The sequence below is a fragment of the Faecalibacterium sp. An192 genome, assembly GCF_002160175.1.
GTDB lineage: Bacteria > Bacillota > Clostridia > Oscillospirales > Ruminococcaceae > Faecalibacterium.
This window is the reverse complement of record NZ_NFKB01000035.1, coordinates 14,215-37,010: the sequence shown is the minus strand read 5'-3', so window position 1 is coordinate 37,010 and position 22,796 is coordinate 14,215. Positions and strand designations below refer to the sequence as shown.

General features: G+C 52.0%; 25 protein-coding genes and 1 pseudogene. 3 read left to right on the top strand and 23 right to left on the bottom strand.

The features are described 5' to 3' along the window. The 6 genes from mobC to B5F27_RS11100 form a co-directional block, all read right to left on the bottom strand. A partial coding sequence (gene mobC, locus B5F27_RS11140; protein ID WP_144066516.1) for a plasmid mobilization relaxosome protein MobC occupies positions 1–319 on the bottom strand: 319 nt, incomplete at its 3' end. A gap of 576 nt (positions 320–895) precedes the next feature. Continuing rightward, positions 896–1,108, bottom strand: a complete 213-nt coding sequence (locus B5F27_RS11130; RefSeq protein ID WP_002586615.1) for a helix-turn-helix domain-containing protein — start codon at positions 1,106–1,108, stop codon at positions 896–898. Further along, positions 1,101–1,523, bottom strand: a complete 423-nt coding sequence (locus tag B5F27_RS11125; RefSeq protein ID WP_002586616.1) for a sigma-70 family RNA polymerase sigma factor — start codon at positions 1,521–1,523, stop codon at positions 1,101–1,103. The genes B5F27_RS11130 and B5F27_RS11125 overlap by 8 nt, the downstream gene beginning before the upstream one ends. 171 nt (positions 1,524–1,694) lie before the next feature. Further along, the gene (locus tag B5F27_RS11115) at positions 1,695–2,462 is read right to left on the bottom strand and encodes a class I SAM-dependent methyltransferase (RefSeq protein ID WP_002586626.1); all 768 of its coding nucleotides are present in this window, start codon (positions 2,460–2,462) and stop codon (positions 1,695–1,697) included. A 50-nt stretch (positions 2,463–2,512) separates the two neighbouring features. Further along, positions 2,513–4,432, bottom strand: coding sequence for a tetracycline resistance ribosomal protection protein Tet(W) (gene tet(W) / locus B5F27_RS11110; RefSeq protein WP_002586627.1), 1,920 nt, complete (start codon positions 4,430–4,432; stop codon positions 2,513–2,515). 640 nt (positions 4,433–5,072) lie between these two features. After that, on the bottom strand, positions 5,073–5,213 hold the full coding sequence (locus B5F27_RS11100; protein ID WP_087367657.1) for a Maff2 family protein: 141 nt from the start codon (positions 5,211–5,213) through the stop codon (positions 5,073–5,075). A gap of 479 nt (positions 5,214–5,692) precedes the next feature. Here B5F27_RS11100 and B5F27_RS11095 point away from each other — a divergent pair, with 479 nt between their 5' ends. From B5F27_RS11095 to B5F27_RS11085, 3 genes are read left to right on the top strand one after another with little or no spacing between them, the layout of a single operon-like run. After that, positions 5,693–7,567, top strand: a complete 1,875-nt coding sequence (locus B5F27_RS11095; protein ID WP_087367654.1) for a beta-glucoside-specific PTS transporter subunit IIABC — start codon at positions 5,693–5,695, stop codon at positions 7,565–7,567. Between the two features lie 18 nt (positions 7,568–7,585). Next, positions 7,586–8,998, top strand: coding sequence for a glycoside hydrolase family 1 protein (locus tag B5F27_RS11090; RefSeq protein ID WP_087367651.1), 1,413 nt, complete (start codon positions 7,586–7,588; stop codon positions 8,996–8,998). A 34-nt stretch (positions 8,999–9,032) separates the two neighbouring features. After that, positions 9,033–9,863: a PRD domain-containing protein gene (locus tag B5F27_RS11085; RefSeq protein ID WP_087367648.1), complete on the top strand. Its 831-nt coding sequence runs from the start codon at positions 9,033–9,035 to the stop codon at positions 9,861–9,863. Between the two features lie 68 nt (positions 9,864–9,931). On the opposite strand, the pseudogene B5F27_RS11080 reads toward B5F27_RS11085, so the two are convergent. The 17 genes and pseudogenes from B5F27_RS11080 to B5F27_RS11000 all read right to left on the bottom strand — a co-directional run. Further along, positions 9,932–10,750: pseudogene (locus tag B5F27_RS11080) on the bottom strand (TraG/TraD/VirD4 family protein); the annotation flags it as partial. Between the two features lie 86 nt (positions 10,751–10,836). Next, positions 10,837–11,202: a hypothetical protein gene (locus B5F27_RS11075; protein ID WP_079545346.1), complete on the bottom strand. Its 366-nt coding sequence runs from the start codon at positions 11,200–11,202 to the stop codon at positions 10,837–10,839. 78 nt (positions 11,203–11,280) lie between these two features. Continuing rightward, complete coding sequence (locus B5F27_RS11070) at positions 11,281–11,472, bottom strand: transposon-encoded TnpW family protein (protein ID WP_087221673.1); 192 nt, start codon at positions 11,470–11,472, stop codon at positions 11,281–11,283. A gap of 44 nt (positions 11,473–11,516) precedes the next feature. Then, complete coding sequence (locus tag B5F27_RS11065) at positions 11,517–12,380, bottom strand: ATP-binding protein (protein WP_087367642.1); 864 nt, start codon at positions 12,378–12,380, stop codon at positions 11,517–11,519. Then, complete coding sequence (locus tag B5F27_RS11060) at positions 12,377–13,111, bottom strand: phage replisome organizer N-terminal domain-containing protein (RefSeq protein ID WP_087367639.1); 735 nt, start codon at positions 13,109–13,111, stop codon at positions 12,377–12,379. The genes B5F27_RS11065 and B5F27_RS11060 overlap by 4 nt, the downstream gene beginning before the upstream one ends. A gap of 113 nt (positions 13,112–13,224) precedes the next feature. Continuing rightward, the gene (locus B5F27_RS11055; protein WP_087221679.1) at positions 13,225–13,623 is read right to left on the bottom strand and encodes a cysteine-rich VLP domain-containing protein; all 399 of its coding nucleotides are present in this window, start codon (positions 13,621–13,623) and stop codon (positions 13,225–13,227) included. Beyond that, complete coding sequence (locus tag B5F27_RS16955) at positions 13,604–13,780, bottom strand: hypothetical protein (RefSeq protein ID WP_002596503.1); 177 nt, start codon at positions 13,778–13,780, stop codon at positions 13,604–13,606. Before B5F27_RS16955 ends, B5F27_RS11055 begins: the two co-directional genes overlap by 20 nt. 98 nt (positions 13,781–13,878) lie before the next feature. Beyond that, positions 13,879–15,324 carry a MobQ family relaxase gene (gene mobQ, locus B5F27_RS11050; RefSeq protein ID WP_087367636.1) on the bottom strand — a complete coding sequence of 482 codons (1,446 nt, stop codon included), beginning with the start codon at positions 15,322–15,324 and terminating at the stop codon, positions 13,879–13,881. A 187-nt stretch (positions 15,325–15,511) separates the two neighbouring features. Beyond that, positions 15,512–15,808 carry a DUF3847 domain-containing protein gene (locus B5F27_RS11045; protein WP_087367633.1) on the bottom strand — a complete coding sequence of 99 codons (297 nt, stop codon included), beginning with the start codon at positions 15,806–15,808 and terminating at the stop codon, positions 15,512–15,514. Beyond that, positions 15,748–16,290, bottom strand: a complete 543-nt coding sequence (locus tag B5F27_RS11040) for a sigma factor-like helix-turn-helix DNA-binding protein (RefSeq protein ID WP_087367630.1) — start codon at positions 16,288–16,290, stop codon at positions 15,748–15,750. The genes B5F27_RS11045 and B5F27_RS11040 overlap by 61 nt, the downstream gene beginning before the upstream one ends. Further along, positions 16,287–16,748, bottom strand: a complete 462-nt coding sequence (locus B5F27_RS11035; protein WP_002596397.1) for a sigma factor-like helix-turn-helix DNA-binding protein — start codon at positions 16,746–16,748, stop codon at positions 16,287–16,289. The genes B5F27_RS11040 and B5F27_RS11035 overlap by 4 nt, the downstream gene beginning before the upstream one ends. A 10-nt stretch (positions 16,749–16,758) precedes the next feature. Next, entirely contained in the window at positions 16,759–17,211 is a 453-nt protein-coding gene (locus tag B5F27_RS11030; RefSeq protein ID WP_087367627.1) for an RNA polymerase subunit sigma-24, read from the bottom strand. A gap of 103 nt (positions 17,212–17,314) precedes the next feature. Next, positions 17,315–17,728: a sigma factor-like helix-turn-helix DNA-binding protein gene (locus B5F27_RS11025; protein WP_087367624.1), complete on the bottom strand. Its 414-nt coding sequence runs from the start codon at positions 17,726–17,728 to the stop codon at positions 17,315–17,317. Positions 17,729–18,250: 522 nt separating this feature from the next. After that, entirely contained in the window at positions 18,251–19,714 is a 1,464-nt protein-coding gene (locus B5F27_RS11015) for an energy-coupling factor ABC transporter ATP-binding protein (RefSeq protein WP_087367621.1), read from the bottom strand. Positions 19,715–19,725: 11 nt separating this feature from the next. Further along, positions 19,726–20,418: an energy-coupling factor transporter transmembrane component T gene (locus B5F27_RS11010; RefSeq protein ID WP_242962172.1), complete on the bottom strand. Its 693-nt coding sequence runs from the start codon at positions 20,416–20,418 to the stop codon at positions 19,726–19,728. A 46-nt stretch (positions 20,419–20,464) separates the two neighbouring features. Next, positions 20,465–21,067 (bottom strand): MptD family putative ECF transporter S component, encoded by a 603-nt coding sequence (locus tag B5F27_RS11005; RefSeq protein WP_087367615.1) that lies wholly within the window; start codon positions 21,065–21,067, stop codon positions 20,465–20,467. A 30-nt stretch (positions 21,068–21,097) separates the two neighbouring features. After that, complete coding sequence (locus tag B5F27_RS11000) at positions 21,098–22,792, bottom strand: ABC transporter ATP-binding protein (protein WP_242962171.1); 1,695 nt, start codon at positions 22,790–22,792, stop codon at positions 21,098–21,100. Between the last annotated feature and the right edge of the window lie 4 nt (positions 22,793–22,796).

Here is a 22,796-nt window from a genome sequence, read left to right as displayed (position 1 = left end):
CTATGGCGGCGCGCACCTCGCCGGACAGCGCGTTGTAGGGTGCGCCGTACTCGTTCAGATACCGGGCAATCTGGTTGAGGTTGCCGCCGATCCTGCCGTACTCGGCTGTCAGCTTCCCGACAGCGGAAAGCAACTCGTCATTGACCGACGACACATGGACAACCGGGCGTATGGTCGCCCGCCGTATCGCCTGCCGGAGAAATTCGGACTGGCTGATACCATAGGGCGCAAGCCGCGCTGTGAAGTCGGCGTATTCATCTTCGGACAGCCGGGTTTTCACAACGCGGCTGCGGTGGGGCGTGTTGTATTTCTTTGGCATGGTCTGTAAACCTCCCTTCACTTTACAACGGACATTTTTGGGGCAAAAAACAGGGGGTACATTAAAAATTTTTGGGTAGCCGTTGCGGAAATATTTTTGCGGCGCAAGCCGCATAGCAGGGTTTGGGGAAGGCACTCCCCAACAAGTTTCCCGCGAGGGGCAAAACTGCAGAATTGCGGATTTTGGCACCGTGGTAGAAACTTGCTCTCCGTGACTGCAAACTTTCTCTCACTTCCGTCCGCCACTTTTTTGGAAAACTGCAACCACAAAAGTTTGTTTCTCTTTTTCTGCTACTACTAATCCTGTAAAGGGCATTCCTGCCCGCTTTCGCTAAAATGACACCGGACGCAGTGGTTTCTACCCGGTGTTGGAGAAATCCTTTCTCTTTGCCCTCTACTACGGGTAAATGCTCCAAATGCCAAACACCAGGGCAGAAAAATTCCCTCCTCGCTTACTACTACAACCGGCAGGGGGCAAAATGGCCGGGAGCGGAGCCGGACAACAAAAAAAGCAGTAAATCTTTTTCAAGACTTACTGCTTTCGCTGGCCGCGTCGGTGGCGGCTGGTATTCAGTTTTTATGACTTGTCCGGTGGTTCGTCAAGCCGGAACTTGAATTGACAGTCAATTAACCGCTGCTTTACATAGTCCTCCACCTCGGCGTTGACCTGCCCGTTCACTTTTGAGAAATAGCGGATATATCCGGCGTAGTGGAGCAGGACAGCGTTCACGGCTTCTGGGTCGCCCTCACGGGCTTTGAGGATTGTTTCATAGGGGAGAAGTCTACTCATACCGGCTCACCCCCATTTCTTCGCGTAGCCGCTGCAAGGCAAGCTGGATATGCCGCCCCGCTGTGCTGCGTGACCGGCCAATACACGCGCCGATCACGCGCTGCGGCTGGCGCAGAAAGTAATAGCGCAGGATTTCTTCCCGCGTCTGCTCCGGCAAAACAGAGATCGCGTCGGCAAGGGCGGCGTTGCAGAGCAGGACGGTCTGACCGCAGACGGTAAATGGGTATTCCTCGTCCGGCTCCGACGCGGCAAACTGGACAAACTTCTCGTTCATCAGATAGTCAAGGGAAACTTGCCGTTCCCATTGCCGTTTAAGCTTCAAAATCTTGTCCAAGGCGGCACAGCGGATAACAGTCTTGCAAAAGGCGTTGTACCTGCGCTGGATATATTCTTGATAGGCTATCTGGTCGGTCATGGAAATTCCCCTTTCTGAATAATAGTGCGGGGCGGTGGCACTTCTTGCTGTCGCCCCTTGATTGCCTACCAGCAAAGGCGGGCGGGGCTGTCAACGGCTGCGCATATGCGCCGTTCATCTTGACCGTTGACTGGCTCGGCTGGGTTTGCTATTTACCCGACAAACTTGAATTTATTTTAAGCTATCACGTTTTACCTTCTTAAGCCTTACTATCATTACCATAGGAATTTCTTTGTTGGTTTTAAAACATTCTTCATAAAATCCATCAATGACAAATCCAGCTCTAAAACAAAGGTTAAAAATATCTTGTATGGAACGATGATAATAAATCTGCTCTTTCGGTTGCCCTTCAATCGCTATATCATAGTAACTGTGCGGTGTCATATATTTTTCAGTCAACGTGACAAAACAAGGGTGTTGCGTTGCAAAGACAAAAATTCCGCTTTCCTGCAACAGTTCATAAACAGCCATAAGAAGTGGTTCAATATCCGTAATATCCATAATTGCCATATTAGAAACTGCTTTCGTAAAGGCTCGATTTCTTTTTAATTCTAATATACTTTTTCTATCGGTCGCATCCGCCACACAAAATTCAATTTGTTTTGCATATTGTGATTGCCGTCTTTTAGCCAATTCTATCATTTTTTTGCTGTAATCAAAAGCGACAACCGAAGCGCCTCTTTGTGCAAGATACGAAGAATAATTTCCATTGCCACACGCAATATCCAAAATGTAATCCGCAGGATTAGGAGATAGAAGTTCCGTTACTTTGGGACGCACTACCTCTCTGTGAAATTCATTAGATTCGTCACCCATTGCATTATCCCAAAATTGTGCGTTCTCCTCCCAGATTTTTTTACTTTCCTCTGTTCCCATGTTCTCTCCCACTCCCCAAATTTGCTTTTTTGCTTCCATTAAATCTTCCTTACTATATTCCATTGTTACCCTCCATAACTTCTGATTGTTGCCGTCTTGACGATTATGTATCTTTACATTACCTTCTGAAACATATGGCGCACCTTGTCCAGGCGGCTGTTTGGACGGCGGGGCTGGATGACCGGCTGACCGACAGCGGCCTGATATCCTTTCAGCTCTGTAAGGCATACGCTCCGCCCGTTGGTGTAAAAGGCCAGATCAGTACGGTATGCCTGTATACAGCGGGCGGGAATCTCGCCAGTAAAGACAACTTCATCCTTTTTTACCTGGGCCGTTTCGATGGTGGCACAGTATTTCGGTGCATCATGATAAGCCCTGGAAAGGTATTCCTGGGGCGCATAGAGGATGAAGGAGAGATAAGGTTCCAGCAGCTGCGTCCCCGATTCCTTCAATGCCTGTTCCAATACAATCGGGGCCAATGAGCGGAAGTCCGCCGGCGTGCTGACCGGACTGTAATAAAGCCCGTATTCAAAGCAAATCTTACAGTCCGTTACGTTCCAGCCGAACAAGCCCTGCTCCAGCCCGTAACGGATACCATCCCTGACAGCGTTTTGAAAACTCTGGTTCAAGTATCCCAGCGAAACCCGGCTCTCGTATTGTACACCGGAGCCAAGCGAGAGTGGTGTAACAGACAGTCCTATGGATGCCCAAAACGGGTTGGGCGGCACCTCGATATGGATGGTGTGGCTGGCTGCTTTGAGCGGCCGCTCCATATAAATGACGGAGGGTTCCTTTACCACTGTTTCAAGCTTGTATTTTTCCGACAGCAAAGCGGAAACAACCTCCAACTGCACCCGGCCCAAAAAAGAAAGAATGATCTCATGGGTGATGGAATCCACTTCGCAACGCAAAAGCGGGTCAGTATCCGCAAGTTGCGTAAGAGCGTCCAGCAGCCGTTCTCTTTGCGCTGCCGTTTTCGGCGCAATCGTCGTCCGCAGCATGGGGAGGGGGTCCTCGCGCCACCTTTTACGAGGGAGCCGGGTTTGGTCCCCTAATACATCGTTTAACCTCACGCTGTCGCTGGGAAGGATAACAATTTCACCCTGATAAGCGGTGTCTGTCCGAACAATTTCCCCTTTGGATGGAATACGCATCTCTGTGATTTTCAGCTTTTCTCTCCCGGCCAGGGCCACCGTATCCCGCAGGCGCAGCGTTCCGCTGTATAACCGTAGATAGACACGCCGCTGGCCGCAATCGGTGTACTCAACCTTGAAAACGCTGCCGCATAGGGCGGCGCCCCCCTGTTCCCCAATCGGTTGGAACAGCCCTGTCACCGCATCCATCAACGGTTGAATGCCAAGGCCATTTTTGGCGCTGCCATGATAGACTGGGAACAGGGAGGCGTCTTGAACCCGCTGCTGTTCCTCCCGCGCAAGTTTTTCCCGGCTGATTGGTTCTCCTGCGATATACTTTTCCAATAATTCATCGTTATTTTCGATGACCGCATCCCATGCTTCTATGTCGGTATTTTCCTCCAGGACTATTTCCGGGGACAGCGACACCGTCTGCTTGATGATAATATCGGCGGAGAGCTTATCCCGAACAGACTGAACCACGCTCTGCAAATCAACGCCAGCCTGGTCGATCTTGTTGATAAAGATAACGGTGGGAATGTTCATTTTCCGCAGGGCATGGAACAGAATACGGGTCTGGGCCTGCACGCCATCTTTAGCGGAGATCACCAAGATGGCCCCATCTAAAACAGCCAAAGAGCGGTACACCTCCGCCAAAAAATCCATGTGGCCGGGCGTATCCACAATGTTAACTTTACATCTGTGCCACTGGAAGGAAGTGACTGCCGCTTGAATGGTAATCCCACGCTGCCGCTCCAAAAACATGGTGTCCGTCCTCGTTGTCCCTTTTTCGACGCTCCCCGGTTCTGAAATGGCTCCGCTGGCATATAGCAGGCTCTCCGTCAAGGTCGTCTTTCCAGCGTCTACATGGGCAAGAATTCCAATATTGATTATTTTCATGTGATTGTCCTCCCTTTACAGCCCCAAAGGGCATAAAAATCCCCAGCAGTAAAATACTTTTACCACTGGGGATTATAAGTTGCGGACATACACATATACAGCATACACCTGTTTGTGATTGCTGTTTTTGGGGATATGTCAAAATTGATAAGGCAAAAGTATTCTTAAATTGGGTACAAAAAACTAAGCCCCTACAAAAGGAGCTATCATAATCCTTTGTTCCCACTATTTGATTATAGTTTTATTTAAGAATACCTTGCCGCATATTTTTTACTCCTTTTCTGGATTAAATCATTGTATCACATCAGTTTTAGGAAAGCAAGTACCTAAAAGAAATTTTTCTTCCCCTTATATGTAACAATCATACCGGCTTCCTAGCGTTCAGAATGTTTTCTGCTGTCTGCTGTGGTGTTTGGTTGGAATTGTCCAACCAAAAGCCGATCCGTGGTGTTGTCTGCATTTTACTAAATACAAATTCAATGTATACAGAAAGATATAAGGAGTGGGAGGGATTCCGCCGTAGTTGGCATTGTAGGAAAATCCAAAAGTTTAGATTTTCCCACAATGCTTATCTTTTGGTCTTTGGTTCGGAATAGTGTAGTGCTGGCGGTCTATCTCTTGTTTTCGGTTGCTTGCTTCCTTACCGTACATGAGCATTCGCGCCGGGGTTGTCCGAGCCGTAACCTTCCAGCAGGTTGACGCCGCCCCACACGCCGAGACCAGCGCCCAGGGCAACAACAAGGGTCTGCAGAACCTCAATGGCCGAATTGAAAAAATCCATAGTCGTTTCCTCCTAAATTGAAAAGAACTTGCGGCCGGTCGGTACACACCTGAAATCATCATTCTTTTGGCTGCTAACCGCAGCAGGGTTGATTTGCCGGTGCACCTGGGGCCTGAGCAATAAAAAATCCTCCCGAGAGTGGGAGGATCAAAAGATGTATTAAACACACTTCCCATACCAACGCAATAAGACCTCGCTTAAAAGGGCACCGATTCACTTGTTCGATTGCCTTTTCCTCATCCGGGAAGCAAGGGGTGAATTCGCTTTGCCTGGTAATGCGCACAATTTTGCACGATATTTTTAGTCGAAGTGTCGATTGACAAAAAATCAAAACATTGTTATCATCATATTAACTTAAATACGGCTGTTACTGGTAATGCAGGCAAGACCACATGAAAAGCATCGCGCAAGCGGTGTGTTTTTCTGTGGTCTTTTTTGTGCCTGAGAAGCCGGCCCCGCTGTCAGAAAGGAGATCTTTTATGGATTACAAAAAGCTCGCTTATGATCTGCTGCCTTTGGTAGGAGGAGCAGAAAACATCAGCAAATTGACCCACTGCGCCACCCGGCTCCGGTTTGAGTTTCACGACCGCAGCAAAGTGGATGCCAAAGCCATTGAAAAAACGCCCGGTGTTATCAGCGTGGTGGAAAAGGGCGGCCAGTTCCAGGTCGTGGTTGGCAACGATGTGCCCATCACCTACCGGGCTCTGATCAACGAGATGGGCGGCACCGCCACCGGCAGCTCGTCTTCCAGCGCCGACCCCGCTCCTGAAAAGAAGCCCTCCATCATCAACCGCATCATCAGTGTCATCTCCACCACCTTTACGCCGGTGATCCCGGCCCTGATCGGCGGCGGTATGATTAAGGCGGTGCTCTCGATCCTGGTTCTGTTCGGCCTGTCGGACGCCAGCTCCACCTATCAGATCCTCAACTTTGTCTCGGATGCCGCCTTCTATTTCATGCCGGTACTGCTGGCCTACGGCGCAGCCATCAAGTTCGAATGCAACCCCGTTCTGGCCATGACCCTGACCTGTGCGCTACTTCACCCCACCTGGCTGGGAATGGTAGCCGCCGGGGAACCGGTGGACTTTTTCAACATTCCGGTTCGTCTGGTAGATTACACCTACTCGGTGATCCCGGTGATCCTCAGCGTCTGGATCATGTCCTATGTGGAGCGGTTTGCTGAAAAGTACACCCCCTCGGTCATCAAGTTCTTTGTGAAGCCTCTGCTGATCCTCTTCATTTCTGCCCCGATTGCCCTGATTATCGTCGGTCCCTTCGGCGCGTTCCTCAACACCCTGATCGAAACCGGCGCCAACCTCATCAATGCCCGGGCCAGCTGGCTGCTGCCCATGCTGATGGGCGCTTTCCAGCCCTTCCTGGTCCTGACCGGCACCGCCTGGGCCATGACCCCCATCGCCACCGTCCAGATTTCCTCCCTGGGCTATGAGATCGTCAACGGCCCCGGCATGCTGGCTTCCAATATCGCCCAGGGCGGCGCAACCCTGGCCGTCGCCTGCAAAACCAAAAACCAGCAGCTTCGTCAGCTGGCCGCTTCCTCAGGCTTTACCGCTGTCATGGGCATCACCGAGCCCTGCCTCTACGGCGTTATCCTCAAACTGAAAAAGCCCCTCATTGCTTCGATGATCGGCGGCGGCATCGGAGGCATTTACGCCGGCCTGTCCGGCCTGGTGCGCTACGCCTTTGTTTCCCCCGGCCTGGCCGCGCTGCCCGCTTTCATTGGCGAAAACCCCATGAACATCGTTCATGCCGTCATCACCTGCCTGATTTCCTTTGCAGCAGGCTTTGCTGCCGCCTGGATTCTGGGCTTTGATGACCCTGTGGACGACAGCACACCTTCCGCCGCCGCGGAGACGCCCGCCGAAACCCGCCCGGCCCCTGTCGGCACGGCCCAGGCTGCTGCGCCGGTGTCCGGCCATGCCGTCCCCCTGGAGGAGGTAAACGACGCGGTCTTTTCCCAGAAAATTCTGGGGGACGGCCTGGCAATCCAGCCCGACAGCGATGACATTCTGGCTCCGCTGGACGGCGAAGTCACTTCCCTGCCCGACACCATGCACGCCGTGGGGCTGCATGGCGACAACGGCATGGATCTGCTGATCCATGTGGGAATTGACACGGTCAATCTCCAGGGCAAATATTACCAGGCCCTTGTCAAAGCTGGTGACCGGGTGCGCAAAGGCGACCGGCTGCTGCATTTTGACCGGAAAGCCATTGAGGCTGCCGGCTACGAGACCATTACGCCGGTTCTCTTGACCAACACAGACGACTACCAGTCGGTCCAGGCCGTTTCCGGCCGGGACGTGCAGGCCGGCGAAACGGTGCTCACTGCAGAGTAATACAGGAGGTTGTCCCATATGATTTACCAGAAACTGCTGGACTTTCCCGAAAACTTTCTCTGGGGTGCTTCCACTTCGGCTTACCAGGTGGAGGGCGGCTGGGATGCCGACGGCAAAAGTCCTTCCATCATCGATATGTATGAGCACCCGGCGGGCTACGCCGACTTTACGGTGGCCAGCGACCACTACCACCGCTACAAGGAGGACATTGCTCTTTTTGCCCGGATGGGTCTGAAAGCCTATCGTTTTTCCATTGCCTGGACCCGTATCCTCCCCCGCGGAACCGGGGAAGTAAACCAGGCGGGCGTGGAACATTACCGGGATGTGATCCGCACCTGTAAACAGTATGGCATAGAGCCAGTGGTCACCATGTACCACTTTGATCTGCCCTGGTGCCTGGAGCAGCAGGGCGGCTGGACCAGCCGCGCCACCATCGATGCTTTCGAAGCTTATGCCCGGGTGCTGTTTGCCGAGTTCGGCTCCGATGTGAAATACTGGCTTACCATCAATGAGCAAAACACCATGATCTTGCATCCTGGCGCCATTGGTCTGCCCAAAGGCGGCGTATTGCCGGACCGCAAAACCCTCTACCAGATGAACCATCATCTGATGCTGGCCCAGGCCCGGGTCATGAAGCTCTGCCACGCCCTGTGCCCCCAGGCCAAGATCGGCCCCGCCCTGAACCTGACCGCCATGTACCCCGTGACATGCCGCCCCGAAGACGCCATCGCCGCCCACAACTGGGAAGTGCTGCGCTGCTGGAATTTTGCCGATGTCCCGGTCTTTGGCTGGTACCACCCCCTGGCGGTGCGCTATCTGGAAGACCGCGGCCTGATGCCGGACATCCTGCCCGGCGACTGTGAAACTCTGGCTGGTGCAAATCCCGATTTCATTGCAATGAACTATTATTCCACCGCCACCATCGCTGCCAGCCACGGGGACGCCTCTGATGTGTCGGCCCGGGCCGGTGACCAGCAGATTATGCTGGGCGAGCAGGGCGTCTATCGTGCAGCGGAAAACCCCTACGTCGGCAAGACGAAATACGGCTGGGTCATTGACCCCACCGGGTTCCGCTATACCCTGCGCAAAGTCTGCGAGCGGTATCACCTGCCGATTCTGATTACCGAGAACGGCATCGGTGCTCCTGATGTGCTGGAGGCAGACGACCGCATCCACGATGATTACCGGATCGAATTCTACAAGCAGCATCTGCACGCACTGCGGGAAGCCATCACCGACGGGGTCCAGATGCTGGGATACTGCCCCTGGTCGGCGCTGGATGTGGTCAGCACCCATCAGGGCTACGCTAAACGGTACGGCTTCATCTATGTGGACCGAGGCGAGGAGGAAGGGGCTTCCCTGCGCCGCATCCCCAAGGACAGTTTCGCATGGTACAAACAAGTGATTGCAGAAAACGGCAAAAACCTGTAAAATGGAAGAAAATGCTGGTAGGAAGAGGCTGAGCATGATTGTACAGAAGGTTCTGAATAACAATATGATCCTGACGGCCGACGAGGCAGGCCGGGAGCAGATCGTCATGGGCAAAGGGCTGCGCTTTTTCTGCCAGGTGGGAAAAGAGCTGCCTGCCGAGCACATCCAGAAGGTCTATATCCTGCAGGAGGAGGATGCGGCCAGCCGCTATATGCAGCTGCTGCGGGATGTGCCGCCCGAAACGGCAGAAGGCATCCAGGAAGCCATGCAGATGGCATACGAACGGTTTCCCGGCCGTCTCAACGATCAGCTGTTTGTCACGATGTTTGACCATCTGGTCTACGCCATCGAGCGAAGCCAGAAAGACATCATTCTTCCCAACCGTCTGCTTTGGGAGGTGCGGCGCTTTTACCCGCAGGAATATGCTGCAGCGCAGGAGATCCGCGCCTTTCTGAATCAGCGGTTGCAGATCCAGCTGCCGGAAGAAGAAGCCGGCAATATTGCGTTTCACCTGGTGAACGCCCAGACCGAAAACCCCGACATGGGCCGCACCCTGCAGGCCCTGCGGATGCTGAAGGATATCTACAACATCGTACAGTTGTCCTGCGGGCAGAAGATCAATGAAAATTCACTTCACTATTCCCGTTTTCTGACCCATATGCAGTACTTCATTGAGCGGGTGCTGGATCAGAAAATGCTGGGGAGCGAAGATCTGTCGGTCCTGGAACCGGTCCTGGAAAAATGCCCCCAGGCGGCGTCCTGCGCCCAGAAAATCGCAGATTATGTCCAAAAGAATTTGCAGGTTGAAGTTCCCCATGAAGAAATCATTTACTTGACCATCCACATGATGCGGATTTTAAACTAACTCACCCTTTCCTTTTTGGCCACCTATCCCTGTATATGTAGTGCTCCCCTTTTTCCAGGGGAGCTTTTTTATTCCTCGTCTGCCTCCACTACATCGTAGGTGTCAGATGGCCTTAGTTTCAGTCGGTGATCGAGATACTTCTCGATGTCGAACATATTTTTCTTGTCGTAGTCCCCTGTCAACTTATAGTTGGGGTGCTGTGTCAGGTCATATTTGTCGGACAAAAAGGGCCGGACACCGCGCAGCTGGAGGATGCACTTGCCGCCGTCCATGACGGCCAGTTCATCCCGGCTCATAAGCTCGTGTCCAGTTTTCTGATACGATGTGCCGTAGCTGGGACTGTTGCCGCGGGTATCGGATGTGTTATAAAGGTCGATTGTCTCTTTCCCTAGTGCTGCGGCCAGTTCCTTGAGGGTTGTGGTTTCAGAGCCACCCAGAAAGACCTGGCTGTCCATGTTGCCAATGATGGTATCGGCGTTGTCCTTGTACAGTGCTTTGAGCTGAGACTGTGCCTGCAGCACCAGGCAGGCCGAGATTTCCCGACTGCGGATGGTGGCCACCAGCTTCTCCAGGTTGGGAATCTGGCCGATGTTGGCACACTCGTCGATCAGGCAGCGCACATGGACCGGCAGCCGCCCGCCATATACGTCATCGGCCTTCTCACACAATAGATTGAAAAGCTGGGTGTAAACCATGGAGATCAGGAAGTTGAAGGTGCTGTCTGTATCGGACATAATGAGGAACAGAGCCGTTTTCTGGTCTCCCAGGGTGTCCAGCTCCAGCTCATCATACGATGTGATTTCACGGAGTTCCGCGATATCAAATGGTGCCAGCCGGGCACCGCAGGAAATGAGGATCGACTTTGCGGTCTTGCCCGAAACGAGTTGTCAAGGACTTTTTAATCAAATTCACGAAAAAGCCACAAAAAAAGTGCCAGAAGCAGATTTTAGCTCCTGACACTTTTGCGGATGGGTTATTTTCTCCTGCTTAACAGTTCGTCGCAAAGGTACGCATATTCCGGCAGTTGGTCGATATAGGGTTTCCAGCGCCGCTTAATCTCGGCCAGTTCCAGCGGGTCGGCGTCCTCAAAGTCATGGTCGTTTCCGGTCATTCCGAAAACATCCAGTGCTATATCATTCAAGCACTCATAACAAAGACCGGCAGCGGACTCTATCCAGTTGCCGGTGTCGATATAGACCGGGTCGATAGATATTGCCAGCCACACATAGCCGACCTTGTCCGACCAAACCAAATCATAAGCGGTCATCTGCTGGATATGTTTCTCAAACACTTTGCGGACGCGCTCAATCTCATTTTTCTCTTTTTCTGTGTACAGCATTTTTGTGTCCTCCTTGGCTAAAAGTTTTGGTGTGTACCATCACCAGTTTAACACAAGGCGGCTGGCTTTATCAGCCGGTCACATCTGCTGTATCTCGTTTTTAAGCATACGCTTGATTTTGTCGCTCATGGTTTCGGTGCTGGTGTCGCTGAAATGGACGCGCACCTTGTAGGTGGTCTTGCCGATTTTCTTTACCAGCGCGGGGGCGTCCTCCGGCGCTCTGGCCGGAGTGGTGTCTGCGGTCTGCATGGTACGGGTTTCTTCGTTCATGGCGCTCCTTTCTCCGGGCGGGGCTGCGCCGTCCGGCAAAACAATCAGTCGCTCTTACGGTTCACAATGTCTTTCGCTGCCTGTTTGGTGGCCCCGGCGTTTTCCTCTCGGAAGTTTTTCCCGGCAAAGAGGATCGGGGCGCACCGTTCCAGGATGCGGTCATAGATACGGGCGTGGGCCAGGTCGGGTGGGTTCTTGAGTTCGGCCAGCTTCAGGTTGGTGGTGATAATCATGGGCCTGCGGCTGCGGTAGCGGCTGTCAATGACGAAAAACATCTGCTCCATCGCATACTCGGTGCTGCGCTCCACACCCAAATCGTCAATGATGAGCAGGTCGTACTCGTCAAAGCTGGCGATAAAGTCGGCCCTGTCCTCGGAAAACATCCCCGTCAGGCGGTTCAGGATGGTGGGAAAGTTCGTCATCAGCACAGGCACATCCCGGTCAAGCAGGGCGTTGGCGATACAACCAGCGAAAAAGGACTTGCCGGTTCCCACATCCCCGAACAGCAGCAGGCCGGTGTTGTTTTTGTATGCCTCCTTCCAGTTCTCCACATAGGCGCGGGCCTTGTCCATCAGGGGATTTTGGCCGTTGTCGTTGGCAAAGGTGTAGTCGTACAGATAGCGGTCTTGCAGGCCCTGGGCCTTCCGGCGCCTGATCCGCTCCATGCGGCGCTGCCGTTCCTCGGCGGCTTTGCGCTGTTCCTCGGCCTCCCGCTGGCACTGGCAGATACAGCGGGGCATGAAGTAGCCCGGTTTCCCAAAGCATGGCACAACAGTCTGCCTCTGGCCGCCGCACTTCTTACAGTGAATGAGGCCGTCTGCCGGGTCTATGTACTCGTCCCCGGCCAGTTCCATACCGGCGGCTGCCTTGTCGATCAGCGCCCGGATTTCTGCGGTAATCTCAATCATACGGTTTCATCCTCCTTTACGCTGTAATCCCGGTTGCGGGAGGGTGGGGCTGCTTTCCTGGCGTCCTCACCGGCCCAGCGCCGGATGGTGGCGGCATGGCTCTGATACCGCTTGCCGGTAGAAGCCATGTACTCGGACAGCTTTTCGATGTACTGGCCCCATACCGTGGGAAAGCTGGCCTGCAAGTCTGCGAGTTCCTCGTCCGTCAGGAAAACATTCTGGTAACGGCCATAGGTGCGGGCGGGGTGTCCCTTCTCTATCTCTCTCTTTATCTCTATCTCTTTCTCTAACTCTATCTCTATCTCTGGTGGACGAATGTCGGACAAATGTCCGCCGTTTGTCCGGGGCGCGGAAAGAGTCTTGTTTTGGAGCCTCGCCGCCCGCTTTCGCTCGGCCTCGGTAGAGGACTGGCCGATCAGCAGCTCGATATTGCTCATGTAAAAAGTGCCGCTGTCCAGCACTTCCACAAGGCCCAGCTTCAGGAAGATTTGCAAGGCCCTCTCCACAGTGCCGATCTGCTGGCGGGTGATGGTGGCAATCATCTGCGCCGTGTAGGGGATATTCTCGTCAAGCTGGAGCCTCCCGCCGTGTTTCAGGGATTTCAGATACAGCTTGAGCAGGATGTTGGAGTACAGCACACCGTCCTGCATACTTTCCAGCAGCACGATGGAGTCATCGTCAAAATAGTTTTCCTTGAGTTTCAGGTAGTAATATTTTCGATTGTCTGACATGGGTTCCTCCTTGGGGTTCGTTTTGGGCTTCTGTACGCATTTAGAGGGCCGTTTTGGGGGTCAGAGGATAAATGTATCAGGCCCCTGCCGACACCCTCGAAAAAGTCCTTGATTTACAAGGGGTTTTCGGCCCCTAAAGCGTGACACTTAGCCCTCTGTTTGCGCTTGCGCTGGGCGGCCTTGATACGCTTCATGCGTCCGGCACATTCCGGGCAGTATTTGGCCCGGTTGGAGCCGGGGGTGAACAGCGCCCCGCAGACGGCGCACCGCTTGGCGTCCAGGCGGTGGAACAGGGCCGTTTCCAGTTCCCTGTCCAGCGGCAGCACCGCCGCCCGGAACCACCGGCACAACAGGGAGTAGGAAATGGACTGGACGCAGACACATTCCTCCCCATCGTCCAGCGCGATACAGTTGCCGCCGTCATAGTTGCAGCACTCATGTACCAGCCGCCGCGCTCTGCGGTACTGGCGGTAGTCCATGACGGGGATGGGTTCAGGCTTGCTTTTCTTCATGCTGGCACTTCCCACACCCGCCGCAGTTGCCGCAGCCCTGGCAGGCATGGGCCTCCGGCTCCGGACCGGTGGGCGCGTCTGCCGGTTCCGGCTGCAAGAGGGCAAGGGGCAGGCGGATATTCAGGTGGACAGTGACGGGTAAAATAATCTGCTTCATAGGGCAATCTCCTTCCACGAGTGAATGTTGACAGTTCTGTGCAAAGGGGTGTCGTGAAACGCGACGCACCGCAAGGGGTCGGCAAAGCGCCGTACCCTTTACCGCTCCGGCCTCCGGTCGCGGGGCTTGTCCCGTTCCTGGCGGGCCAGTTGGTCGGCGGCCTTGCGGAGCCGTTCCACGGCTTTCAGTTCCTCCCGCATGGCTTTCATGTCGATGCTGTCCACCTGTTTCTGGGCGGTCAACAGGTCGATCTCACGCCGCCATTCCTTCGGGGTGATTTCCTCGCCGCTGGCTTTCAGTTCTTTCAGATACCGAGCCGCCGCGTCATAGAGGATCAGTTCCCGGCTGTGGCGCTGCTCGAACAGTTCCCGCTTCTCCGGCTTTACCCTGGCAAGCTGCTTATGGACAGCCTTGTACTCGTTGTACTGCGCCCACATCTCCCCGCGCTCGGTGAAGGTGGCGATCCGGCGCTCGGCCTGGACGATTTTCCCCCGCAGGTCATAGTAACTGCTGTTCATGTCGGAGATTTTATCATGGAGCTGCTGTATTGACTTGATACCGTTTGCCTGCAAAAAACTGAACAGGGCGGCGCCCTCCTGCAAAGCCCGGATTTTGCCGGTGCGGGTGTCGGGCCGCTTGAGCTGCTGCTGGGCCTCCCACAAGTCAATCATGCTGGGTTGCTGGCCCTCCGGCTTCTCGGCCTCGGCCTTCGACCAGTTGTAGAGGCGGGTAATGCGGGCTTTGATTTCCTTGAGCAGCTTGTTGTCGGCGGCGATCTGCCGGTTGACTTCCCCCTTGTCGGTGCGTATGCCGCGCTTCTCCATCTGGCTGGCCGCTGGCCCCAGGTGGACAGAAGGGATTTTATCAATACCCTGTCGCTTGTAGCTGCGGTGGTCTACCAGAGCGGGATGACCGGCGGCCTCCAATGCCCGGTTGGTATAGGCCGCCCATGCCGCCCGCCAAATCTCCACATTCCCTTTGTCGTTCCAGTCGGTGGTGTCCTCCCGGTGGTTCTTCCAGCCGCCTTTCCCGTCCGGGATACGCTGGCCGTTTTCGTCCAGGTCGTATGCCTTGCGACACTTTGCGCCCCATGCGCCATTTTCTTTCAGGGGCCGGACGGTCAGCATGATATGGACATGGGGGTTGCCGGTTCCCTTGTCATGGATGGCAAAGTCGGCGCACATCCCCTTGTCCACAAAGTTGTCCTTCACATAGGCCCGGACAAGGGCAATCTGCTGTTCCCTGGACAGTTCGCGGGGCAGGGCCGCCTCGATCTCGCGGGCAAGCTGGCTGTCCCTGGCTTTCTCGATCTGCTCCACACTGTTCCAGAGGGTGGAGCGGTCTGCAAACTCCGGCGGGGCGTGGGCGGGCAACATGATTTCCGCATGGACAACGCCGCCCTTCCGGGTGTAATCATGGGTCAGGCCGTCCCATTCATTCGTCAGCTTAGTTCCGCTTCGGTAGGCGGCTGCGGCAACAGCGGAACGGCCCTCGCTGCGCTTGATGATACTGACGGGGATATGACAAAAATCTATAGGTGGCACCTCCTTTCGGTGAGGGGTATTCAGGCTCCGTGGAGCCGGACAGACGCGAAGCGGGTGTCTGGCTGCGCGGGGCGCACAAGGGGTTTGGGGAGTGTAGCGCCCCATCGCGCTCGGAGAGCGCAACAGCCCCCGGCAGGGCGCACGACACCGGCAACGGTGTATAAGTGCGCCCTTGTAAACAAGGGACTTACGGCTTGTCCCCGGATTTCGACAGCTTTGCGGCCAGTTCCGCCGCCCCCGGAAGATGGGACAGGGCAATCAGGAACGCCTTGACCTCTACGCCGGGAAGGTCGGGGGCCAGAGGGAAAATGCCCTCCAAAATAGCCCCGCGTTCAATCAGGCGGCGGGTGCGGGCCTTGCGTTCCTCGTTGCGCTGCTTGTTCTCCAAAATCTTCTGGCGATTCTCAAGCTGACGGATTTCCTTCAGGACTTCTTCGCGCTCGTCTTTTTTCTGTTTCGCTTGGGTGGTGATTTCTTTGTGCATATCGCGTCCTCCTTCAGCGGCTCCATCCAGCCGCGCTTGATAAAATATTTCCGCAGTTTCAAAATGGCGTCCCGGACGGTATTGGTAACAAGGCTCACACTGGCAATCCCCTCATCCTCCGCAATCTCCCGGTACTTCTTGCCCTCCACAAAACGCGCGTGCAGGCGGCGGGCCTGCGTGGGCGTTAAGGTGGCAAGGGCCTCCCGGAGCCGCTGCAACATCAATTCATGGGCTTCTTCCTGTTCCCGGCGTGTTTCTTCTTCCAGCAGAGTGTCCTCAGCGGAGAGGGCATGATAGAGCAGGTGGTATTCCAGGCCGGGGGAATAGTCCATCGAGTAAGTATGGCTCCAAAGCCGCTGCTCGGAGTTGTGGTCGGTGCACCATTCCTCCATGATGGCGTCAGCAATCTCGTCCGGCAGTTCGATGAAGGTGTCTGTTTCGTAGAGGGGGTAATAATACTTTTTCAGGTTGATGGTTTTCATAGGCCGCTTGTCCATTTCCGGCGTATGAAGTACCGGCGCAGCCGCCGGAGCGCCGCATGGATGGACTTCCCAGCCTGGGATGGGGTGATACCCTCCATCGCGGCAATGTCCTTTACTTTCATCCCCAGCATATACCGGGCATGGACGCGGCGGGCCTGCGTTGGGGTCAGAGAGGAAATGGCCTCATAGAGCCGCCGGAGCAGTTCGGCATATTCGGCCTGCGCCTCCTTTTCCATCAGGCAATCCTCCGGCGATGGCTGCGCCCAGCCGATGGCGGCATTCTCAATCCCATCATTGCAGTCAAGGGAGTAAAACGCCTTGTAGCGGTACATCTTTCGCTCCCTGGCGGCCTCGGCCCGCTTGTCCAGCAGGAACGCCTCGACAATTTCATCCGACACCTCCACAAAGGTGTCCTCGGTGCAGAACGGGTAATATTGCTTGAGGTTGATCGTCTGCATAGGCCCGCCCTCACTCTGCCGGGAAAAGGCCGTCATAGCAGCGGCGCATATTCCGCAGGCCCCGCCGGATGGCAACGCTGACCTTGCTGCTGTCTACGCCCTCCCTCCGGGAGATTTCCGGCTGGCTGATACCGGCGATGTAGTAGGCCCGGACGCGGCGGGCCTGTGTGGGGGTGGCATGGGACAGGGCCTCCGGCAAGGCGGCCAGCAGCCGCAGATGGGCGGCCCGTTCCTCGCGCTCCACCAGAATATCCTCCGGCGATCTGCCGTGTTCCAGCGCATAGTTCTCCGTCCAGCTATATGCGTCCAGAGAGTAGTAGGCGCGGTGGTAGACCTTCCGGCGCTCATAGTTGTTCATCTCGCGCTGGGCCTGCCGCATGACCTCCCAAACTTCATCGCTGACCTCCACAAACTCGTCATGCCGGTAGTGGGGATAAATCCACTGCAGATTGATTGTTTTCATAGGCTTACCTCCTGAAAATAGGAGAGGCGGGCAGCTTGTCCGCTGTCCGCCTCCCGCTGGGATAAGGGAAACAATCCCTTTCACTTGGTAGCCCGAAAAGGGGTCATTCGTATGGGTGGTTTCTCAAATTTTTTTGAAAAATTTTTCTGACCGCTTCAATGGAGCCTTGCACCGAACTCTTGGAGCAGCCGCATAGGGCAGCAATCTCCGAAAAACTCAGCCCGTCCAGGGCATAGAGCAGGAACCGGCGGCGCTGGGCCTCGGTGCAGGTGTCCAGGACGGCCATCAGCTCGCCCAGTGTTTCCATGCGGCAAAGGTATTCCTCCGGCGTTTCGCCGTAGATACCCACGCCCTCGGTGGCAACTATGTATTCGTCAAACTCCCGGCCATCCCAATGCCGCCGTTGCTCATGGGACAGGTTCTCGGCTTTGTGGTCAGCCCGGTCAAGAAATTCATAGACTTCCAGCGTGACCTCCACGGCCACAGCTTGTCCGTTGTAATGGATGGTGACTTCCATCGGCCTTTCCTCCGTTCAGATTTTTGCGGGAAAATCTGAACGGAGCGGCGGGGAGCGGCACCGGGGACAGGGTTCAGGCCATGTTGACCCGATGTTCCATCCCCACAGGTATGAAAAAGCGCCCGGACAGCATGAAGCTATTCGAGCGCAAAAAATACGGTATTCAGTTACATTGTGACAATTTTCGCACTGGCTGCCGGACGGGGGCTGTTCGGTGGCCGGGCTTTTTTTGACGATAGTGAAAATATCGTCTGAATTTGTCGGCGGTCAGTGTGCTTCATGGCGGCTCCCTCCTAAAGCCGCCGTGTCAGCGTATAGGCGTCACTCCTTTGTCGAGGGCATAAGGAACGGCGGCCTTGATGTACTCAAAACCGCCAATGGGGTAAAATCTTAAAATAGGCGCACAGAATTATCTGCCCCGCAAACGGTTTTTTTCTTTCCCCGTCCGGGGCAGATGATTTTTTATGTTGTGGAAACTGATGTGCGCTAATCAGTTTGTGGTATTATCTTGAACGAACTTTATTAAACGCTGAAATACTCGGACACAAATCGGATGTTTTCTTCTGTCCAATTACCGCTATACATAACTTTTCCGCTCTCCATGAATATGAAATAATCACAACAAGACGCCACTAATTCGGGATCATGAGTAATAATAAATTGCGTCTTTCCAATAGACCTGAGTTGATTGATACTTTTCGCTACCTCTTTCATGTGGCGATAGTCCAATCCACTGGTCGGTTCGTCAAATATGACAATTTCTTTGTTAGATGCAATGGCACTCGCAATAGCTACTCTTTGCCGCTGTCCACCGGAAAGTGACATGGGATGGACATCCCTATATTCACTCAAATCAAGAACTATTAGTATTTCTTCCACCATAGAAGTTTTTTCCTTTGCCGGCAAATTATTTGTTCCCAGCAGCACTTCATCCATGACACTTTCTGTGAAAAGCTGATGATTAACATCCTGCATAACCAAATAGCAAAGACGGAGGCGTTGTTTTACCGAGTATGTTTGTCCATTATAATTCAAGGTTCCTTCCGATTTCTTTTCTAATCCGCATATACAACGGGCAAAAGTGGTTTTTCCTGCCCCATTATCCCCTAAGATGGCAACGCATGTGCCTTTAGGAATATTTAAGTGGTCAATATTCAGCAGTTCGGTTCCCTTGATTGAAAAATGAAAATCACGAAATTCCAGTGTTTCCCGCGTGCTTATAGATTTTCTGCATTGGGGAATAAAATTATATGCCGCCCGCAGCCCCATTTTGTGAAGCTCGGCAGGCTGTTTCTTCCAAAAAGCAGATGCTTCCATATCTTCAGCAATTTTTCCGTCCTGAAAAAATAAAATTCTGTCCACAATATTACGTAGCCATGCAAGTCTATGTTCGGCAATAATAACTGTTTTTCCCTGTGCTTTCCAACTCAATAGAATTTCTTGCAAATCACGTATTGTTCCAATATCAAGATTAGAAGTAGGCTCATCCAAAACGAATACATCTGGCATCAGAGCATTAACTGACGCACAGGCAATTTTCTGTTTTTCTCCACCGGAAAGGGCAAACAGACTTTTTCCAATCAGTTTTTCAATATGGAGAGAGTCCACTGTACTGTTGAAACGATCTAAAATATCTGTTCTTTCCATTCCAATGTTTTCGCAGGCAAATACTATTTCCGTATCTGTCAGAAGTGTATAAAATTGTGACTTTGGATTTTGAAATACAGAACCAATAAAAGGCGCTAACTCATGCAGTTCAACCTTACTGGTATCTTTTTGTGATACCATAACACGCCCATTCAGATCACCATCGTAATAAGCTGGAATCAGGCCATTTATAAGTCTGCTGAATGTTGTTTTACCACTACCGGATTCTCCGCAAAGAAGAACGATCTGTCCCTTTGGGATTTGGACGTTTATATCTCGTATAGCAGTTCCATTTGTTGCATTGTCGTAAGTAAATGATACCTGTTTGATCTCTATCACATTTTCACCCCCTACCACCCAAATGCAGAAGATAAGGCATACAGAGTTATCACGATGGTGCAAAACAATATTGCAATCGCATCCTGCCAATGAAAACCGATTGGGCACACATTAGTACGCCGGTTAGGCGCATCCAGCCCCCTTGTTAAAGCGGATGCTGATAACTCATTGCCTATGGAGAGCAGTCCCATCAATAAAGGAACCATACGATATTCCAGCATTTCCATTGGATTACGCCATGAGCCAACATTTCTTAGCCGCATTGCATCCCGAATCGCGGAATATTCTTCTTTGATTGTAGGGAAGAATCGGAACATCACTGAAACCGGAACCGTAAAACTTTTAGGGATATGTAAGCTATCCATAGCAGCAACAAATTCACTTACAGTCGTAGTTATTATCAAAAAACTAAACATCGACATACCCGGCAATATTTTTGTAAATATTGCTATAATTCCGGTAAAAAGAATATTTACGATTGCCGGAAAATGCTCCATTGCATAATCCGGGAGAATAATGGAAATCATATACAGTACGGCATAATAGGCCGCTATTACATATTTTTTCAAAATAATAAATGCTGCCAGCGGGATTAGTGCCATACAAGGAAGCACATAGCGCATAACCCCTGTATTGTCGCTTGCAATCATCACAAACGAAACCGTAACACAAAGCAGGATTTTCGTGCGCGGATCAAGATACATCTGCCTGATCGTGGGTTTTGTGTCGTATAATATTGATTTCATTTCGTTAGAGTACCCCGCTCCTGATAAAATGTTTTTTGAAAACAGACTTACCTAACAATCCACCCAGTAATCCGCCAAGAAAGGCTGATAGAGCAAGCAGGGGAAGTACCCACCATTCGCTGAAATAACTCTGCATGAGCTGCATATACTCTGATCCGTATGTGGCCGCCTTTCCTTCAAGATACTCTGTACTTGACAACACCATAGAGAGGACATTCCCATTTGCACCAATGCTGGCAATCGCAAAAGCAAGAATCGCCAGATTCGGTTTCTGGTATTTTCCCAAACGCAATAACAACTCTGCTATCAGTGCAAAAATAATCCCAAGAACCAGCGTATAAATTCCAACACCTGCCAGTGCAAGCAAAACACCATATACGATATAGGTAATCAGAACCATGCCGAATTTTTTTATTTTCATAAAATAAAGCATCATTGGAATTCCTAAAATAAATGAGCTCACAAACGGCACCAGCATACTGACTGCCGGTATTAGTCCAAGTACGGCTGCCACAAGCAGGTTCAACACAAAGTAGACTGCGGTAAAAATCCCGACATTTAACAAGTCTTTTCCATTTAAACGTGTGGTATTTTTTTCTTTTTTCATGTTTGTTTCCTTTCTTTGTCCTCTAAACTTTTATATCTGTGCTTTGACAGTCCAATCCATACTTTCATTTTGCAAAGAATACAAGCGGTGATATAAGCCGGATCGCTTCAACAACTCATTGTGTGTGCCTTCTTCTACTAAATATCCTTCCTTCAAAACGACGATTTTATCGCACTCTACAATGGAGCGCAGTTTATGGGCGATAATTAGTACTGTCTTGTCTTTAATCAATTTGCCAATAGCCTCTTGAATTTTCGTTTCATTTTCCGGATCAATAGAAGCGGTACTTTCATCCAATAAGATAACAGGAGCATCTTTCAAAAAGGCACGAGCAATCGAAAGCCGCTGTCGTTCACCGCCGGATAGGGTTTTTCCATTCTCACCAATGATCGTGTCATAACCCATAGGCAGCCGGTCAATAAATTCATCACACTGGGCGAGCTTTGCGGCGGCAATGACTTCTTCCCGTGTTGCATTTTCTTTACCGATTTTAATATTGTTGTAAATGGTGTCGTTAAACAACACGACATCCTGAAAAACAATAGAATAGTTCTTAAATAATGTTTCAGGCGCAATCTCGTTTACATTGATTCCACCGATCTGTACCTCGCCATGTATTACATCATGAAAACGTGCAGCCAGTTTGCACAGGGTACTTTTTCCACAACCGGATGGGCCTACAAGTGCCGTGATTTCCCCCTGCTTTGCTGTAAAAGAAACATTGTGAATGACATCTTCCTGATTATAACCAAAACTCACATGATCGAAAGTAATATCATACTGTCCAATCTGAATGTCCTCCTGTCCCTGTTGTTCCGGGCCATCCAGCAGATCCCGGATTCTTTTGGCGCTGACAAGAGAATATATCATTTCGCCAAGCATCTCACACGCTTTTGTAAGCGGCTCATAAATTCTGACAGCCACGAACAAAAAGATCAGAAATGTAATCAGGCTGATTTTGTCAGAAGCCAGCAGCATCGAGCCGGAAATAATAACAAAGCCAAGACCAATACGCATAACATTGTAGGAAATGGAAATGGACAGCCCCGCTAAAAGTTCATGCAAAACAAGTCCCGGTATAATCTTCTTTATTTTGGCTGCAAGCATCTTCTGATAATTTTCCATCTTCGGAGATGTACGCAAAACTTTTATATTTTCCAGGTACTCCTGCAGGCCGTCGCTGATCGCCAGTTTTTTTTGCTTGTTTTTTTTGTTTGTCCCCTCTGAAATAAGTTTGCACAGAGACATAGCAATTACCGCCAATGGCAGGCAAGCAGCTAAACTAAGCGCCAAATGCCAGTTATAAACAAAGAGCAATACAAGAGCTATAATGCCGGAGCAGAGGCCGCTAATCAATTCTGTTAATGTGTTTGCAAGCGTATTAGCAGTAGTTGCAACATCATCCATGATAACAGAAGTCAAATCGCTTAAGTCTCGTCTTTCCAGATAGGACAGAGGAAGTTTGCGTATTTTATCTGCCAATTCCATACGCAGGCGCATATCTTCTTTTCCTGATGTGTAGTATTTTTTACGGTATGTCAGCCGATATGTAAGAAAAATAATCACCATTAAGGCCAGTGAGACACCGAAATACCACCAAAGAGAAATATGCGCCAGCGTGTAACCAAAATAGCTGTTCAGCATCTCATTTGTTACCATTGCCAATAGAATAACCGGAAGCAAAGTGGCAAGATTAAAAATTGTCATGCAAAGGCTTGCTTTCATGACG

Coding starts and splice junctions, on each gene's coding strand:
- B5F27_RS11130 (WP_002586615.1), bottom strand. CDS start 1,108: ATGAGTAGACTTCTCCCCTATGAAACAATCCTCAAAGCCCGTGAGGGC.
- B5F27_RS11125 (WP_002586616.1), bottom strand. CDS start 1,523: ATGACCGACCAGATAGCCTATCAAGAATATATCCAGCGCAGGTACAAC.
- B5F27_RS11115 (WP_002586626.1), bottom strand. CDS start 2,462: ATGGAATATAGTAAGGAAGATTTAATGGAAGCAAAAAAGCAAATTTGG.
- B5F27_RS11100 (WP_087367657.1), bottom strand. CDS start 5,213: ATGGATTTTTTCAATTCGGCCATTGAGGTTCTGCAGACCCTTGTTGTT.
- B5F27_RS11095 (WP_087367654.1), top strand. CDS start 5,693: ATGGATTACAAAAAGCTCGCTTATGATCTGCTGCCTTTGGTAGGAGGA.
- B5F27_RS11090 (WP_087367651.1), top strand. CDS start 7,586: ATGATTTACCAGAAACTGCTGGACTTTCCCGAAAACTTTCTCTGGGGT.
- B5F27_RS11085 (WP_087367648.1), top strand. CDS start 9,033: ATGATTGTACAGAAGGTTCTGAATAACAATATGATCCTGACGGCCGAC.
- B5F27_RS11075 (WP_079545346.1), bottom strand. CDS start 11,202: ATGCTGTACACAGAAAAAGAGAAAAATGAGATTGAGCGCGTCCGCAAA.
- B5F27_RS11070 (WP_087221673.1), bottom strand. CDS start 11,472: ATGAACGAAGAAACCCGTACCATGCAGACCGCAGACACCACTCCGGCC.
- B5F27_RS11065 (WP_087367642.1), bottom strand. CDS start 12,380: ATGATTGAGATTACCGCAGAAATCCGGGCGCTGATCGACAAGGCAGCC.
- B5F27_RS11060 (WP_087367639.1), bottom strand. CDS start 13,111: ATGTCAGACAATCGAAAATATTACTACCTGAAACTCAAGGAAAACTAT.
- B5F27_RS11055 (WP_087221679.1), bottom strand. CDS start 13,623: ATGAAGAAAAGCAAGCCTGAACCCATCCCCGTCATGGACTACCGCCAG.
- B5F27_RS16955 (WP_002596503.1), bottom strand. CDS start 13,780: ATGAAGCAGATTATTTTACCCGTCACTGTCCACCTGAATATCCGCCTG.
- B5F27_RS11045 (WP_087367633.1), bottom strand. CDS start 15,808: ATGCACAAAGAAATCACCACCCAAGCGAAACAGAAAAAAGACGAGCGC.
- B5F27_RS11040 (WP_087367630.1), bottom strand. CDS start 16,290: ATGAAAACCATCAACCTGAAAAAGTATTATTACCCCCTCTACGAAACA.
- B5F27_RS11035 (WP_002596397.1), bottom strand. CDS start 16,748: ATGCAGACGATCAACCTCAAGCAATATTACCCGTTCTGCACCGAGGAC.
- B5F27_RS11030 (WP_087367627.1), bottom strand. CDS start 17,211: ATGAAAACAATCAATCTGCAGTGGATTTATCCCCACTACCGGCATGAC.
- B5F27_RS11025 (WP_087367624.1), bottom strand. CDS start 17,728: ATGGAAGTCACCATCCATTACAACGGACAAGCTGTGGCCGTGGAGGTC.
- B5F27_RS11010 (WP_242962172.1), bottom strand. CDS start 20,418: ATGTATCTTGATCCGCGCACGAAAATCCTGCTTTGTGTTACGGTTTCG.
- B5F27_RS11005 (WP_087367615.1), bottom strand. CDS start 21,067: ATGAAAAAAGAAAAAAATACCACACGTTTAAATGGAAAAGACTTGTTA.
- B5F27_RS11000 (WP_242962171.1), bottom strand. CDS start 22,792: ATGAAAGCAAGCCTTTGCATGACAATTTTTAATCTTGCCACTTTGCTT.